Genomic DNA, 16244 nt, shown 5'->3' on the forward strand with positions numbered 1-16244 from the left:
CTTCTTATCTTCTTATCTTAGAAAATCAGAAAGGCTTACGACAAAAAAACAATCTCAAAATAAAGTAGCGGCCATAAAAAAACCGCTCACTACTCACTTTATCAGTGAATCGTAAACGGTTTTAATTCAGCTAACGCTCAAACGGTTTCTAAGGGCGATAAACTTTTACATTGCTAAAACCTTGCTCTTGCAGGTAAAGCGCCTGTAAGCGGCTCATTACGCCACGGTCACAGTACAATAGGTATGTCTTAGACTGATCCAAATCACCAAATTGAGTCGCAAGCTTAAAGAAAGGTAAATGTTTCACTTCAACGCTATCCAGTTCAAGTGGGCTAGCCTCTTCTTCTTCAGCACTACGAATATCAAGTACTACCGCATTGTCTTCAACCGCAGTCACTTGTTCAACTTCTGGCGCTTGTTCTTTACTCTCTTTCTCAATATCACGAATATCCATGATACGAGCATTCTCAATCACACCATCTAAGATAGAGAAATCAAAGTTCGCTTCTTCAGCTTCTAGCTTCGACTTTTCAGCTTTAATGGTCGGCTTCTTAGAGATAACACCACAATACTCTGGCATTACTTTGGCAAAATCTTCCGTGCCAATTTTTCGAGATAGATCGATAATGTCTTCTTTATCCCAGTTAATCAGTGGGCGCAAAATAAGAGTATCGGTCACGTTATCGATATGGCGTAAGTTAGTTAACGTTTGGCTTGAAACTTGGCCTAACGCTTCACCAGTCACTAAGGCTTGAATACCAAAACGTTCTGCCACCATGCCACCAGCACGCATGAACATACGTTTTAGAACGACACCCATTTGGCCGTCATCGACGTTTTCTAAAATTTCAGCCACGACAGGTTCAAAATCCACCGCAATAAACTTCACTTTTGCAGAAGATCCGTACTTATTCCAAAGATAGTGAGCAACTTGCTTAACACCAATCTCATGAGCAGGACCGCCTAAGTTAAAGAAGCAGAAATGCGTTTTAGAACCGCGCTTGATGTGTAAGTAACTTGATACACCAGAATCGAAGCCACCAGAGATCAAGCTTAGTACATCCTCTTGAGTGCCTAGAGGGAAACCGCCTAATCCTTTGTGACGTTCAATCACTTGGTTTAATTTATCGTTTTCAACTTCAATGTTGATTGATACATCTGGCTTCTTCAGTTTAACCTTCGCACTTTCTACTGCTTGGTTTAAACCACCGCCAACATAACGCTCAAGTTCAATTGAAGTAAAATCATGCTGGCCGCGACGTTTAGCACGAACCACGAATGTTTTATCAACAATCTTGCTACCACTGCGCTCTAACACTTGCTCATAGATATTGTGCATATCAGTGAATTCAGTTTGAAGAACTTCAAGCGTATGGTGAATACCTGATGTATGAGTCAGGATTTCAAGCACTTGCTCGTAGTATTTATCACAGCTTGCGCTCACTTCAATATGATCGCGACGGTTGTATACCGCAACAGATTCAGTTCGGCGCTTAATGATAATGCGAAGGTTAGATTCTAAAATTTTGATGAAGCGCTTACGCACCGACTCACTTTTTACAAAAATTTCCGGATGGGGCTTAACAATAAATTTCATATTTTCTTCACAATAATTTTAGGGTTTGCAAGATGAGGTTGTCTCTCTGCGTGGGCATCAGATTGATTTATTCAACCTTGATTAGGTGCTAGCTTGTTTATATCCAAACTTTCGATTTTATATTCAAACTGTCGATAGGCAGAAACCTTCGAATGCACAGCCCCACTGAGGGCGCAAGATTATACATGAGATCTCAAACTAAAGGAAAGAGGGAGATGAATAACCACCACTGAGTTTAGTTTATCTCAGAAATAAAAAAGGCTCCTAAAGCTAACGAATCGCTAATTAGGAGCCTTTATTAATGAGTGCTAACTATATTAATAATAGTTAATTATAAGACAGGAACTTCATCACTAAAAATAGGTTCGCCTTGCATGATGCTGATTTCAACTCGTCGGTTAATTGAACGTTGAGCTTCTGTATCATTCGGCCCCAGAGGTGCGGTATCCGCCATGCCTCTCACTCGTAATCGCTGATGAGAAAATCCGCGAACTTTCTCCATCTCTTGAGCTACAGAAACCGCTCGCTGAGAAGAGAGATCCCAATTTGAACGATACAGTTCAGAATCGAGGCGTTGATCGTCTGTATGACCTGAAATTCTAACAATACCCGGAATGTCTTTAACCAACTCGGCAACTTGTCTTACCAACGGGCGGAACTTGGGCTGTAAGAACGCCGAACCGCTAGGGAATGCGCCTTTCTCTCGAATACGAATGACAATCTGCTGACCTAAGTTTTCAACTTCAATAGCCCCCTGATCAATCTCTCGCTCCAGCGCTTTCTTGATGTTCTCCATCAATGTTTCCATCTCTTCCGACATGGATTCCGCTTGCTGTTGCTGCTGTTCAGATTCCGTATTTTGGTTATCTTGGGTCGAGGTTTCAGGCGATTGTCCGCCGTTCAACTTACCTTGATCACGCTTATTACCACCCGCACGGTCCGATTCACCTTCATGAAACTCTAACGTTTGCTGGGTAATATCAATCGTCTGTTGCATGATCACATCAATAGGCGTTGGCTCAGGTCTGCCCGGACGAAACTCTTGAGCAATAATACTGGTCCCCTTCGGAATATCTTTTACTTCAAGCTTATTCTGAACACCAAAGGCAAACTTCATCGAACCAGCGATTTGCTTGAACTTCAATACATCCATTTCTGAAAAGGAAAGCAACAGAACGAAGAAGCACATCAGTAGTGACATTAAATCGGCAAACGTTCCCATCCATAACGCGAGACCTGGTGGTGGACATTTGCATTCATTTTCATCATCCATCTTAAGAGTCCTGTCTATTCACCATCAACACCAAGAAGTCGCTTACCTTCGTTGAGGTAGTTTTTCAGGTAGCTATCAATCACACGAGGGTTTTGCCCATCTTGAATCGCAAGTACACCATCCATAATTAAACGGCGGTTCAGTGTCTCTTGCTCTCGACGCAAGGCCAACTTATCGGCGATAGGGAAAAAGATCATATTGGATAATACCGCTCCATATAGTGTCGTTAGCAAAGCAACCGCCATCGCTGGACCGATGGATTTAGGGTCATCCATGTTTGAAAGCATTGCCACCAAACCAACTAAGGTACCGATCATCCCCATAGCTGGAGATACATCACCATAGGCCATGAATACTTTACCGCCTTGTTCATGACGTTCATTGGTTAAAGCGATATCTTTTTGCAAAGCGGCGCGCACCACATCAGCATCGTGACCGTCTACGAGAAGATCGATACCTTTTTGCATGAAGCTGTTCGTGATTTCCATTTCTTCAAGAGCAAGGAAGCCCCCTTTACGAGCTGCATCTGCCATTTCGACAACTTTAGCGATCAAATCTTCAGGTTCGTCTGACTTAAACATGAAAGCTTTACCTGCAATTTTGGCGGCTCCAAAGAACTGCCCCATGGTAAATTTCATTAATACAACAAACGTAGAGCCACCAACCACAATCAGAATCGAAGTGACATCAATAAACATGGATAGACTGCCACCAAGAATCATTGCCATGATTACAAAGGCGAAGCCACCTATTAGACCTATCAGCGTTGCTAAATCCACAAAGCACTCCTCATGCTATCTGTTTTGTGCCAACTATATGGAGAATAATATTGTTATCGGCAAGATCGTAAGATCTTTAAGTGAAACCTTGGAGTAAATCTCATACTTTTTCATTAAATTTGATCAATACTCATTCTTAGCTATTTGAGTCTACGTGGGTTTTGTTCATCACACGAGCTGATATGTTAAGTTTTATCTTCGACTCAAGCACGTATGAGCTCCATTTTTCTAACAATTTTACTTGGTTAAATTTGACCATCTTCACGCCCTAAGGTAACTTTCGTGCATCTTTTGCAATGCAGAATTATTATGGCGACTAAGAAACCTGAAAATATGACCTTCGAAGCAACGATCGAAGAGCTCGACGGCCTAGTTGATCAACTAGAAAATGGTGAACTGGCTTTAGATGATGCGCTAAAGAAATTCGAACGTGGCATCGCATTAGCCCGCGCCGGACAAAATAAATTAAGCGATGCTGAACAGCGTGTCAGTATTTTGCTACAAAATGACGACAATGCTGAATTAAGCGAATTTAATCCTCAGCAAGACTAGAACAAAATATATGAGACCCCCTATGGTTGAGGCCTTAACCTCTTATCAGGAAAGAAATAATTCCCAATTAAATTATTGGCTCGATCGCCTACCTCATCAAGATCAACCTCTCGTGCAAGCAATGCGCTATGGTTTATTACTTGGAGGAAAGCGAGCGCGCCCATTTTTGGTTTACATCACAGGGGAAATGCTCGGGTGCTCATCAGCCACTCTAGACACACCAGCATCAGCGATAGAGTGCATCCATGCTTACTCTTTAATTCATGATGATCTTCCTGCAATGGATGACGATGAGCTGCGCCGTGGGCAAACGACTTGTCATATTAAATTTGATGAAGCCACCGCTATTTTAACTGGCGATGCTCTACAAACGTTAGCCTTTACCATCCTTGCAGAAGGTGAGCTATCCGCTGATGGCGAAGCGAACCGTATTAAGATGGTTCAAGTCTTAGCTCAAGCATCTGGCGCCTCAGGCATGTGCATTGGTCAGGCTCTTGATCTTGCAGCAGAAAACCGCTCGGTTTCGCTCGAAGAGCTAAAAGATATCCACAAAAACAAAACGGGCGCACTCATGAAGTGTGCTATTCGTTTAGGCGCGTTGGCTGCGGGTCAGAAAGGCGTGGAAATTTTACCTCAACTTGATAAATATGCTGATGCGATTGGTTTAGCCTTCCAAGTCCAAGATGATATTTTGGATATTATTGGCGATACTGAAACATTGGGTAAACCACAAGGTTCAGATCAAGAATTGAACAAGAGCACTTACCCTTCATTGCTCGGATTAGATGGCGCAATGAAAAAAGCTCAAACTCTGTTAACTGAAGCCCTTCAAGCTTTGGATGCAATCCCATACAATACCCAGTTACTCGAAGAGTTCGCCCGATACGTCATCGAGCGCAAGAACTAAGACTATAAGCGCGCAATTATATGACTCTTGATATTTCAAAGTATCCAACATTGGCTTTAGCAGACACTCCTGATGATCTGCGCCTTTTGCCAAAATCCACTCTACCACAATTATGTGATGAACTACGCTCATACCTTCTAAACTCAGTGAGCCAATCAAGTGGTCACTTAGCGTCTGGTTTAGGTACAGTCGAGCTCACGGTAGCGTTGCACTATGTCTACAACACTCCATTCGATCAACTTGTTTGGGATGTTGGCCACCAAGCTTACCCGCACAAGATCCTTACTGGTCGAAGAGAAAAATTATCAACGATTCGCCAGAAAGATGGGTTACATCCTTTCCCTTGGCGTGAAGAGAGCGAGTACGACACCCTTTCAGTTGGACACTCTTCAACGTCGATCAGTGCCGCTCTTGGTATGGCAATTAGTGCTGAGAAGGAAGGCAAAGACCGCAAAGTGGTGAGCGTTATCGGTGACGGTGCGATTACCGCAGGTATGGCATTTGAAGCGATGAATCACGCAGGTGATGTTCATTCGGATATGCTCGTGGTATTAAACGATAACGAAATGTCGATTTCAGAGAATGTCGGTGCGCTGAACAACCATTTAGCTCAAGTACTTTCAGGAAACCTTTACACGTCTATTCGTGAAGGCGGTAAAAAAGTTCTTTCTGGTGTTCCACCAATCAAAGAATTAGTACGCCGCACTGAAGAACATCTTAAGGGCATGGTTGTTCCTGGAACCCTTTTTGAAGAGCTTGGATTTAATTATATTGGCCCTGTGGATGGTCACGACGTAAATGAGCTGATTAAAACGCTGCGCAACATGCGTGGGCTAAAAGGCCCTCAATTTCTGCATATTATGACCAAGAAAGGCAAAGGTTATGAGCCCGCAGAAAAAGATCCTATTGGCTATCATGGTGTCCCTAAATTTGACCCTAGCCACAGCAGTCTACCTAAGAGCACAAGCAGTAAACCAACTTTCTCTAAGATATTTGGTGACTTCTTATGTGATATGGCCGCGCAAGATCCTAAGTTAAGAGCAATTACGCCAGCAATGCGTGAAGGTTCAGGCATGGTGCGCTTCTCCAAAGAGTTCCCAGACCAATATTATGATGTAGCAATCGCAGAACAACATGCTGTTACTTTGGCAACAGGCATGGCTATCGCAGGGGATCACCCTATCGTCGCGATTTACTCTACCTTCTTACAGCGTGGTTATGACCAACTGATTCACGATGTTGCGATCATGGATTTACCCGTGATGTTTGCAATTGACCGAGCAGGTCTTGTGGGTGCAGATGGTCAAACTCACCAAGGAGCCTTTGATTTAAGCTTCATGCGCTGCATTCCTAATATGGTCATCATGGCACCAAGTGATGAAAATGAGTGCCGTCAGATGCTTTATACTGGCCATAAGCATACAGGTCCAAGTGCTGTGCGTTACCCAAGAGGTAATGGCATGGGCACTGAGTTAGCTGAAACCTTCACCGCACTTGAAATTGGCAAAGGGCGAATCATCAAGCAAAGCGATGCACTAAAAGATGGGAATAAAGTCGCGATTTTGAACTTTGGTACTTTCTTGCCAAATGCTTTGGAAGCGTCAGAAACACTAAACGCAACCGTTGCGGATATGCGTTTTGTTAAGCCTCTCGATGAAGAGTTAATCCGGCAACTGGTCGCTGATCATGATGTGCTCATTACACTTGAAGAGAATGCCATCATTGGTGGCGCAGGCGCAGGCGTGATTGAATTCTTAATGCAAGATAAGCGCCCAATGCCCGTTCTTACTCTTGGTCTTCCTGACAAGTTTATTGCTCAAGGTACGCAAGGCGAACTGCATCAAGAACTTGGGTTAGACAGTGATGGCATCATTCGTTCGATTCAACAATATCTTGGAAAATAACCAAAATTAGAAAGATACAAAAAAGCCCACAGCAAAATCTGTGGGCTTTTTATTACCATTTAAGAACCGTTCATTTGTCTAACATTAGGCAGCTACCATTATAACCAGCCAGAAAAATGCCCAACAAGATACAAAGCGACACCCGCCATTACACCAGCGACGATATCGTCTACCATGATCCCAAAGCCGCCATCGACGCGCTTATCTAGCCAACCAATAGGCCACGGCTTAACCATATCGAAGAAACGAAACAGTACAAAACCGGTGATAAGCCATTTCCAGTCATCTACGGGAAGGTCTAGCATAGGCACTAAGCTCATGGTGATCCAAAAGCCCGCAAATTCATCCCACACAATTGAACCATGATCGTGAACTTTCATGTCATCTGACGTCACTTGGCAGATCTTAACGCCAATAATGCATGAAATAACCACCACCACTAAATACATCGGAAGCGGCAACTGAACAAGAAGCAAATAGAATGGAATAGAAGCAAGAGTCCCCATTGTTCCCGGAATGATCGGCGATAAACCGCTGCCAAAGCCCGTCGCCAACAGATGCCATGGATTTTTTAATGAAATTAAAGAGAGAGGGTTAGTCATAATTATTTAACCTTAAAGTGATCATAGCCATCTAAGTGCCAATCAAGAGGTTGCCCGTTGCTATGCAGTTCTAACATTCCTTGCGGGCGGATCTGACCAATACATGTTACTTTCGCGCCAATATGAGCTAAAGCGGTTTCCAGTGATCCTTTATTCTCTTCAGGAACGGTAAAGCAGAGTTCATACTCTTCCCCACTCGTCAGAGCATACTGCTGAGCACTGTCCACATTACCACTAAATTGTATAAGTTCAGAAGAGAGAGGCAACAAATTAGCATTAATACTGGCCCCAACATTTGAGTGTTTGAGTATATGACTAAGATCAGATATCAACCCATCTGAGATATCAATCGCCGATGACGCTAAACCTAACAATGCTTGTCCTGCAAGTACTCTAGGTTGGCTAAGGTAATGACGTTTTTCAAGTTCTTGTGCAAAAGGTTTGCAACGGAGGCTATCATCTAAAATCACGGATAAACCCGCTTTACTGTCACCTAAGTTCCCAGTGACATAAATCCAATCCCCCACACTAGCGCCATCTCTGCGCAGCGCTTTATCTTCCGGAACAAAGCCTTGCACCGTTAAGGTTAAACTTAATGGGCCTTTGGTGGTATCTCCACCGATCAATTGAATCCCAAAATAGTCAGCTAACTCAAAGAACGCATCACAAAATGGAGCCAGCCACGCTTCATCAGCGTCCGGCATGGTCAACGCAAATGATACCCACGCAGGTGTCGCGCCCATCGCGGCTAAATCACTCACGTTGGAGGCTAATGCTTTATGTGCTACCCATGCAGGGTTTGCATCGGCTAAGAAGTGTGTACCTGCGACCAGCGTATCTGTACTAATCGCAATTTGAACATTACTTGGCGGTTTGACTAAGGCACAATCATCGCCTAATGATAACTGCACATCTTTTCGCTGACTTTGGCGATTAGAAAAATACTTTTCGATTAAATTGAATTCACCAGACATACATACATCCTTGATGTCTCGTTCAGACCCATCATTATAGAGCAGATATCAACACAGTTAGGTTTAATCACGAAAAGGCTTTATCACTAAATTTCATGATGTGTTGATTTAGGATCTAGAACGTTTGTTGAAAAAATACTCACAAAAAAGGCCAGCATATAGCTGACCTTTTCAATTCTTAGATAATCAATTACTTTTTACGCACGTGTGGCGCAGCTTTATCAAGCACACCATTAACGAACTTATGGCTATCTTCCGCTGCAAATACTTTTGCTAGCTCAATAGCTTCATTGATTACGACTTTGTATGGTACATCTTCACGACGAGTCATCTCGTACATAGCAAGACGTAGCAGAGCAAGTTCCATCATATCCAAATCTTGCATTGGACGTGATAGGTATGGACGCAATTTGCTGTCCAGCTCCATATGACCAAGTACAACACCAGAAAATAGATCACGGAAATACGCAACGTCTGTTTCTGGAGCCGACAAAGCCGGTTCTAATTCATGATGCTCTTCTTCATCATACTTGCCACCAGTTAGGAACTGTTCCTCAACTGTTGCGACATTTTCTTTAGTAATTTGCCAAGAATAAATTGCTTGCAGAGCAAATTGACGTGCGTTACGACGTGCGGCTGGTTTCACACTGGCCCCCATTAGGAATCGATTTCAGAAAGAACGTTAATCATCTCAAGTGCGCTTAGTGCAGCCTCTGCACCTTTATTACCAGCCTTGGTTCCTGCGCGTTCAATAGCTTGATCGATTGTATCAACAGTAAGTACACCAAATGCTACAGGAAGACTGAACTCCATAGACACTTGAGCTAAACCTTTATTACATTCACTGCAAACATAGTCAAAATGTGGCGTTCCGCCGCGAATTACAGTACCAAGTGATACGATAGCATCAAATTTTCCTGTTTTCGCAACACGTTGAGCAACTAACGGTAATTCAACTGCACCAGGGCAACGAACTACAGTAATATTGTCTTCGCTAACTTGTCCATGACGCTTTAAAGTATCGATTGCACCAGAAAGTAAACTTTCGTTAATAAAACTGTTGAAACGAGAAATAACGATAGCAATTTTTGCATTTGGCGCTGGGAAGCCACCCTCGATCACTTTCATAAGCCTTCCTTTAACTATGTTCATCAAGTGAGAATCGACGGATTCTAGCACAGAACTGTGAGCGATATCTAATACCAATTAACTTAATTAGCCCTATTCAAATAAAAAAGCGAACACAGCTTTCTGTATTCGCTTATTTTGTATTGAATAAACGCTAATTATTCACAAACATACTCAACAACATTAAGGCCAAACCCGCCTAATGCATGGTAACGTTTTGAACTAGAAGAAAGCAGGCGCATATCGCTTACTCCTAAATCCGCCAAAATTTGAGAGCCAACACCAACACGGCGAGATGTACCCTGCTTTTTCGCCATTGTCGGAGCTTCACCTTTATCTTGTGCTTCAAAGGTTTTCACTTTATTGATCAAGGTGTCAGACGTCTCTTCGTTACCCAAAATCACTAAAACACCACCATCTGTGCCAATACGTTGCATCGCTTTATCTAACGTCCAGCTACGCTCTGTGCTGCGGTCTGAGTGCAGTAAATCGGTAAACGTATCATGCAGGTGAACACGCACAAGTGGAGCGCCCGTTTTCACATCGCCTTTTTTCAGCGCGTAGTGAACTTGGTTATCAATGGTGTCGCGGAAAGTCACAAGGTCAAAATCACCAAATTCCGTTGGCAACTTACACTCAGCAACACGCTCAATAGTGGTTTCTGTGTTGTTTCGGTATTCGATTAAATCAGCAATGGTGCCGAGTTTAATATCGTGTTTTTCTGCGAAGACTTCTAAATCTGGACGACGAGCCATTGTGCCATCTTCATTTAGGATCTCAACGATAACAGAAGCTGGCTCCAAGCCTGCGAGTCGACCTAAGTCACAGCCTGCTTCAGTATGTCCAGCGCGAGTTAGCACGCCACCTTCTTGAGCCGTAAGAGGGAAAATATGACCCGGCTGAACAAGATCAGCGGCTTTCGCATCTTTCGCTACAGCGGCTTGAACAGTAACCGCACGATCAGATGCTGAAATACCCGTTGTCACTCCTTCAGCAGCTTCAATAGAAACAGTAAAGTTAGTTGTGTATTGAGCATTATTATCTTGAACCATTGGCGGTAATCCAAGACGCTCACAACGCTCTTTTGTCATAGTTAGACAGATCAAACCGCGACCATACATTGCCATGAAGTTAATCGCTTCAGGGGTAATATGTTCCGCTGCCATGATTAAATCGCCTTCGTTTTCACGATCTTCGTCATCCATCAGGATAACCATTTTACCGAGGCGAATATCTTCAATAATTTCTTGAGGCGTACTAATTGGCATTATGTTGTTCCTATTTTATTAGGCGCTAGGTGTTAAGACTCTAGGCTTACATCTACGGTGATCATGAAAGTCTACTGTAATCATGAAAATCTTCGGTAATTCTAAAAGAGTGTAGGAGAAGCTCCCCTTACTTTTTCATTGAATCAAGCAAATCCATTTTGTTGCAAAAATTCCATCGTTAAACGAGATTCCGGTTGTTCTTCTTGTTGTCCTTGAAGTAGACGTTCCATATAACGAGCAAGCACATCTACTTCTAAATTAACTTTTCTGCCGACCTGAAAATCATCAATCGTCGTCTCTTCGGAGGTGTGAGGTACGATAGTTAATTTGAATGCATTTTTACGTAGAGCATTAACCGTTAAGCTAATTCCATCTACGGTAATAGAGCCTTTCTGAGCAACGTATTTTGCAATATCTGCTGGCATGTTGACCCAAAATTCAATCGAACGTCCGACATGGTTTCGCTCTACAATTTCACCAACACCATCCACATGGCCTGAAACAATGTGCCCACCAAAGCGGGTTGTCGGTAACATCGCTTTTTCAAGATTAACCTTATCGCCAGCTTGGTATTGAGCAAAACCTGTTTTTTTCAATGTTTCAAGTGAGAGGTCGGCGGTATAACTGCAAGCATCAAATTTTACAACCGTCAGACAAACGCCATTAGTCGCGATACTATCGCCTAAATTAACGTCTGACATATCTAACTTATCAGCATTAACTGTAATGCTAATGTCTTCCCCTTTTGGGGTGATAGCCGCCAATGTTCCGACAGCTTCTACGATTCCTGTAAACATATGATTCCTATGAATATCATCTATTTGTTTTCTTTCAATACAGGCTTAGCAATTAAGCGAATATCTTGACCCACTTGGCGAACATCTTGAATATCAAGCTCAATCACTTGCGACATACATTCTAAGCCGAGCGCTCCGATTAAGCCTCTGCCATCGCTTCCCATGAGTTTAGGTGCTAAATAAACGATCAACTCATCAACTAAACCATTAACGAGCAACTGTCCGGCCAGAGTCGCCCCAGCTTCAACCCACACGTGATTGATATTATGCTGCTCCGCTAACTGTGACATCAACTCTGCTAAATCCAGTTGATGACCCGTCTCCGTTAGGTTGATATCCGACCCTTCAGAGCCAACTCTCAGCACTTCACCTTGAGTTTGAAACAGATTAAGATCTTCGGTCAACTGATGCTGCCTATCAAGAATCACGCGAATAGGCTGCCTAACCGCACTCTTCTGAGCTTGAGAGTTCACCTCATCACTTAGCTTAAGTACATCGCTATGCTTAAGTACATCGTTAGGTTTTAGTAAAGCACTAGGTTTTAGGCCATAGCGAGACTGAACACTGCAAGGTAAGTCATTCCATCGCACATTCAACGAAGCATTATCGTCAATCACCGTCTTACTGGTTGAGAGAATAGCACCAGACATCGCACGGAAAGTCTGAACATCTTGTCTTGCTTGGGGAGAAGTTATCCACTGGCTTTTACCATTGTTTAATGCGGTTTGCCCGTCTAAGCTCGCGGCCATTTTTAATTGAACAAATGGCATCCCCGTTTGCATTTTTTTGATAAATGCAGGGTTCAAAGCTTTTGCATCGGCTTCTAATAAACCGACTTCAACGTCAATACCAGCATCACGTAGCATTTGAATACCGCGGCCAGACACTTGAGGGTTCGGGTCTTGCATTGCACAGATAACTTTCGCGACTTTCGCTTTTATCAAGCCTTCAGCACAAGGTGGCGTTCGACCATAATGCGAACATGGCTCTAAAGTGACATAAGCCGTGGCTCCCACCGCTTTTTCACCCGCCATTCGTAAGGCATGAACTTCAGCATGAGGCTCACCCGCTTTTAGGTGAAAACCCTCTCCAACGATTTCGCCGTCACGCGCAATCACACAGCCGACATTAGGATTCGGAGCCGTGGTATAAATGCCACGCTTGGCAAGCTCAAGCGCACGCACCATAAATTGATAATCTAGAGGAGTGAAATTAGACATAACGGTTAGTCTTCTAGCTTGGCAATTTCTTCACCAAACTCTCGGATATCTTCAAAACTACGATAAACAGACGCAAAACGAATATAAGCCACTTTGTCTAAGACTTTAAGCTGTTCCATCACTAAGTTACCGATAAGGTCACTCGGAACCTCTCGCTCACCCGTTGCTCTCAGCTGAGATTTAATCGTACTGATTGCTAGCTCAATCGAGTCAGCACTGACGGGGCGCTTTTCTAATGCGCGCTGTATTCCGCCCACCATTTTATCTTCATTAAATGGTTCACGGTTGCCATTTGATTTGATCACTTTAGGCATCACAAGCTCAGCACTTTCAAAAGTAGTGAAACGTTCACTACACGCTAAGCACTGGCGTCTACGACGAACTTGGTGACCGTCTGCGACTAAGCGCGAATCAATCACTTTAGTGTCATTTTCTGAACAAAAAGGACAATGCATATCACCTCCAATTAATTGGCATCAGTGTAACGGAATTGGGACAGGGAGTGAATGAAGAAGTCGATAGTTAGGCCGAGATTTGCCGAATAATGGTGCGTATATTGCGTTTTTCATATCAAATACGCAAACGCTTCACTCAAGAACTTAGGATAGAGATGGGATCTCCCCAATTCTAACCAAAACTCTATATGTGAAGCGTTTCATGATAGAGACTTCTCAGCCTAATGTTACGAGCTATGGACGAACTAAGTAATTCGCTTTACCCACCCATTTGTAACTGGTTAGCTCTTCTAATCCCATAGGACCACGTGCATGCAGTTTTTGAGTCGATACTGCTACTTCAGCCCCTAAACCAAATTGAGCGCCATCGGTAAAACGCGTTGAAGCATTCACATACACCGCCGCAGACCCTACCGAATTAATAAACAATTCCGCATTCGTTAAGCTGTTGGTCATGATGGCATCAGAGTGACTTGCATTGTGAACTCGCATGTGATCGATCGCCTCTTTCACACCCGATACCACTTTAATGCCCAAAGTGTAACTGAGCCATTCAGTATCAAAATCACCATCAATCACATCACGTAATTGCAGTTCGGCATCCGTTTTCACCGTCTCGCTTAATAATGACTTTGCTTTCTCTTCGACCACAAACTCAACTTTACCACTCAAGCGTTTCGCTAACATTGGCAGAAAATCAACGGCAATGGATTCGTGCACCAGCAGCGTATCTAATGAGTTGCATGCCGATGGGCGCTGTGCTTTCGAGTTTTCGACTACATCAACTGATTTTTCTAAATCTGCACTCTCGTCGACAAAGATATGGCTGATACCAAAACCGCCAATGATGACAGGAATGGTGCTGTTCTCTTTACACATTTTATGCAGACCAGCGCCGCCGCGTGGAATGATCATATCCACATAGTCATCCAATTTAAGCAGTTGTGACACTAATTCACGATCAGGTTTTTCAATGTATTGCACAGAAGCCGCGGGTAATTGTGCCTTTTCTAAAGCTGATTGAATGACTTTAACCAACTCCATATTTGAGAAAAAGGTCTCTTTACCACCACGCAAAATACTCGCATTACCGGTTTTCAGACACAACGCCGCGATATCAATCGTCACGTTTGGGCGAGCTTCGTAAATCACGCCAACCACACCCAGTGGTACTCGACGTCGCGACAATGACATGCCGTTTTCTAATACTTTACTGTCGATTTCACTGCCAACAGGATCGTTTAAGCTAATAACATTACGTACATCGTTAGCGATACCCGTTAAACGCTCTTCGTTCAGCATCAGTCGATCAAGCAGAGCATCGGTTAGCCCTGCATTGCGTCCAAGTTCAATATCTTTTGCATTCGCGGCTAAAATGGCCGCTGAATTGATTTCAAGTTCATCAGCAATCGTTGCTAATGCTTGGTTTTTTTGTGCCGTCGATGCGGTTGATAAATGGAAAGCCGCCTCTTTTGCCGCTATGCCCATATTTTGTAAGCTAGTCACGTTGAACGCTCCCTAAATTCGTTTAAATCGTTAATCTTGAATAACCACGAGGTCGTCACGGTGAATAACTTCTGAGCCATAGTCATAACCCAAAATCAAACCGATATCTTTACTGTGTTTACCGACAATTTTTGCTAAATCTTGATTGGAATAACTCGAAATACCACGGGCGATAAGCTGACCTTTCGTGTTGGTCACTCGTGCGACTTCACCACGTGCGAATTGTCCGCTCACCTCCACCACGCCTTTAGCAAGCAAGCTACTGCCCTTTTCAACCACAGCGCTTACCGCACCATCATCAATAACGATATCTCCAGAAGCCGCTGGGCCCGCTAAGATCCAACGTTTGCGGTTTTCTAACGCTTCCGCTAAAGGCAAGAATCGAGTACCTTGAGGCTCATCGCTCAATGAATCAAAAATGACATTTTCAGCACTGCCAGCGGCAATGATGACTTCTATTCCTGCTCGGCGTGCAATATCAGCGGCTTGAAGCTTAGTCGCCATTCCGCCCGTACCTAATGTACTACCACTGCCGCCAGCTATTTTGCGTAACGTTTCATCAATGGTGGTCACTTCACGGATAAGTTCTGCATTAGGGTTACTTCTTGGATCCGCCGTAAATAACCCGCGCTGATCCGTCAGCAGCAACAGTTTATCGGCACCGCACAAAATCCCAACCAAAGCAGACAAATTATCGTTGTCACCAACCTTAATTTCATTCGTCGCCACGGCATCGTTCTCATTCACAATAGGAATGATGTCGTGATCAACTAAAGCATTAATGGTATCGCGAGCATTTAAAAATCGCTCACGATCATCAAGGTCCGCTCGTGTCAGTAGCATTTGGCCGATTTTCAGGCCGTAGATAGCAAAAAGTGATTCCCACGCTTGAATCAGCTGGCTCTGCCCTACTGCCGCAAGTAGTTGTTTACTTGCCATTGAGTTGGGGAGTGCGGGGTATCCTAGATGTTCACGTCCAGCCGCAATAGCACCAGACGATACCATTACAATTGAGTGCCCTTGCTTTTTAAGCTCCGCACATTGACGCACAAGCTCAACCATATGAGCTCGGTCAAGCGCTAACGTTCCACCAGTTAAAACACTAGTACCTAGTTTAACAACCACTGTCTTGGAGTGTGTTGTGTTCCCGCTTTTCTGATTCGTATTCATGGGTTCTTTTGAATTAAAAAACATATAAGAACCGTTGTTTTAACAATCAAACCATCAATTCACAAGTAGAAAAGGTGCTAATAAGCACCTTTTTGTTCTAAGAAGAAGTTAG

The 16244-nt window shown here is 43.5% G+C and carries 16 protein-coding genes; 3 read left to right on the forward strand and 13 right to left on the reverse strand.

Annotated elements, in window-relative coordinates:
- Positions 1–148: 148 nt before the first annotated feature.
- The 3 genes from thiI to pomA all read right to left on the reverse strand — a co-directional run bounded on the left by thiI (position 149) and on the right by pomA (position 3649).
- Positions 149–1597: a tRNA uracil 4-sulfurtransferase ThiI gene (thiI, locus tag FCV43_RS17305; protein WP_017051722.1), complete on the reverse strand. Its 1449-nt coding sequence runs from the start codon at positions 1595–1597 to the stop codon at positions 149–151.
- A gap of 331 nt (positions 1598–1928) precedes the next feature.
- Positions 1929–2870, reverse strand: a complete 942-nt coding sequence (locus FCV43_RS17310) for a flagellar motor protein MotB (protein ID WP_017051721.1) — start codon at positions 2868–2870, stop codon at positions 1929–1931.
- Between the two features lie 14 nt (positions 2871–2884).
- Positions 2885–3649, reverse strand: a complete 765-nt coding sequence (gene pomA / locus FCV43_RS17315) for a flagellar motor protein PomA (protein ID WP_017051720.1) — start codon at positions 3647–3649, stop codon at positions 2885–2887.
- A gap of 309 nt (positions 3650–3958) precedes the next feature.
- On the opposite strand from pomA, the gene xseB reads away from it, so the two are divergent.
- The 3 genes from xseB to dxs are packed head-to-tail and all read left to right on the forward strand — an operon-like array spanning position 3959 to position 7012.
- On the forward strand, positions 3959–4201 hold the full coding sequence (xseB, locus tag FCV43_RS17320) for an exodeoxyribonuclease VII small subunit (RefSeq protein ID WP_113796498.1): 243 nt from the start codon (positions 3959–3961) through the stop codon (positions 4199–4201).
- Between the two features lie 22 nt (positions 4202–4223).
- On the forward strand, positions 4224–5108 hold the full coding sequence (ispA, locus tag FCV43_RS17325) for a (2E,6E)-farnesyl diphosphate synthase (RefSeq protein ID WP_113796500.1): 885 nt from the start codon (positions 4224–4226) through the stop codon (positions 5106–5108).
- Positions 5109–5128: 20 nt separating this feature from the next.
- On the forward strand, positions 5129–7012 hold the full coding sequence (gene dxs / locus FCV43_RS17330; protein WP_136995876.1) for a 1-deoxy-D-xylulose-5-phosphate synthase: 1884 nt from the start codon (positions 5129–5131) through the stop codon (positions 7010–7012).
- A gap of 98 nt (positions 7013–7110) precedes the next feature.
- Here dxs and pgpA read toward each other — a convergent pair whose 3' ends face one another.
- The 10 genes from pgpA to proB form a co-directional block, all read right to left on the reverse strand.
- On the reverse strand, positions 7111–7614 hold the full coding sequence (gene pgpA / locus FCV43_RS17335; RefSeq protein ID WP_017051716.1) for a phosphatidylglycerophosphatase A: 504 nt from the start codon (positions 7612–7614) through the stop codon (positions 7111–7113).
- Positions 7615–7616: 2 nt separating this feature from the next.
- A complete protein-coding gene (thiL, locus tag FCV43_RS17340) occupies positions 7617–8588 on the reverse strand; it encodes a thiamine-phosphate kinase (RefSeq protein WP_136995877.1) in 972 nt (323 codons plus the stop codon).
- Between the two features lie 190 nt (positions 8589–8778).
- The gene (gene nusB, locus FCV43_RS17345) at positions 8779–9246 is read right to left on the reverse strand and encodes a transcription antitermination factor NusB (protein WP_017051714.1); all 468 of its coding nucleotides are present in this window, start codon (positions 9244–9246) and stop codon (positions 8779–8781) included.
- Positions 9246–9716, reverse strand: coding sequence for a 6,7-dimethyl-8-ribityllumazine synthase (ribH, locus tag FCV43_RS17350; protein ID WP_017051713.1), 471 nt, complete (start codon positions 9714–9716; stop codon positions 9246–9248). The genes nusB and ribH overlap by 1 nt, the downstream gene beginning before the upstream one ends.
- A 158-nt stretch (positions 9717–9874) precedes the next feature.
- Positions 9875–10984, reverse strand: a complete 1110-nt coding sequence (gene ribBA / locus FCV43_RS17355) for a bifunctional 3,4-dihydroxy-2-butanone-4-phosphate synthase/GTP cyclohydrolase II (RefSeq protein ID WP_136995878.1) — start codon at positions 10982–10984, stop codon at positions 9875–9877.
- Positions 10985–11127: 143 nt separating this feature from the next.
- On the reverse strand, positions 11128–11781 hold the full coding sequence (locus FCV43_RS17360; RefSeq protein WP_017051711.1) for a riboflavin synthase: 654 nt from the start codon (positions 11779–11781) through the stop codon (positions 11128–11130).
- 20 nt (positions 11782–11801) lie between these two features.
- On the reverse strand, positions 11802–13001 hold the full coding sequence (gene ribD, locus FCV43_RS17365) for a bifunctional diaminohydroxyphosphoribosylaminopyrimidine deaminase/5-amino-6-(5-phosphoribosylamino)uracil reductase RibD (protein WP_136995879.1): 1200 nt from the start codon (positions 12999–13001) through the stop codon (positions 11802–11804).
- Between the two features lie 5 nt (positions 13002–13006).
- Positions 13007–13456 carry a transcriptional regulator NrdR gene (gene nrdR, locus FCV43_RS17370; protein WP_136995880.1) on the reverse strand — a complete coding sequence of 150 codons (450 nt, stop codon included), beginning with the start codon at positions 13454–13456 and terminating at the stop codon, positions 13007–13009.
- 234 nt (positions 13457–13690) lie between these two features.
- The gene (locus tag FCV43_RS17375; RefSeq protein ID WP_136995890.1) at positions 13691–14944 is read right to left on the reverse strand and encodes a glutamate-5-semialdehyde dehydrogenase; all 1254 of its coding nucleotides are present in this window, start codon (positions 14942–14944) and stop codon (positions 13691–13693) included.
- Between the two features lie 48 nt (positions 14945–14992).
- Entirely contained in the window at positions 14993–16156 is a 1164-nt protein-coding gene (gene proB, locus FCV43_RS17380; RefSeq protein WP_113796514.1) for a glutamate 5-kinase, read from the reverse strand.
- Between the last annotated feature and the right edge of the window lie 88 nt (positions 16157–16244).

The organism is Vibrio genomosp. F6, from assembly GCF_005146325.1.
In the GTDB taxonomy this organism is placed as follows: Bacteria; Pseudomonadota; Gammaproteobacteria; order Enterobacterales; family Vibrionaceae; genus Vibrio; species Vibrio cortegadensis.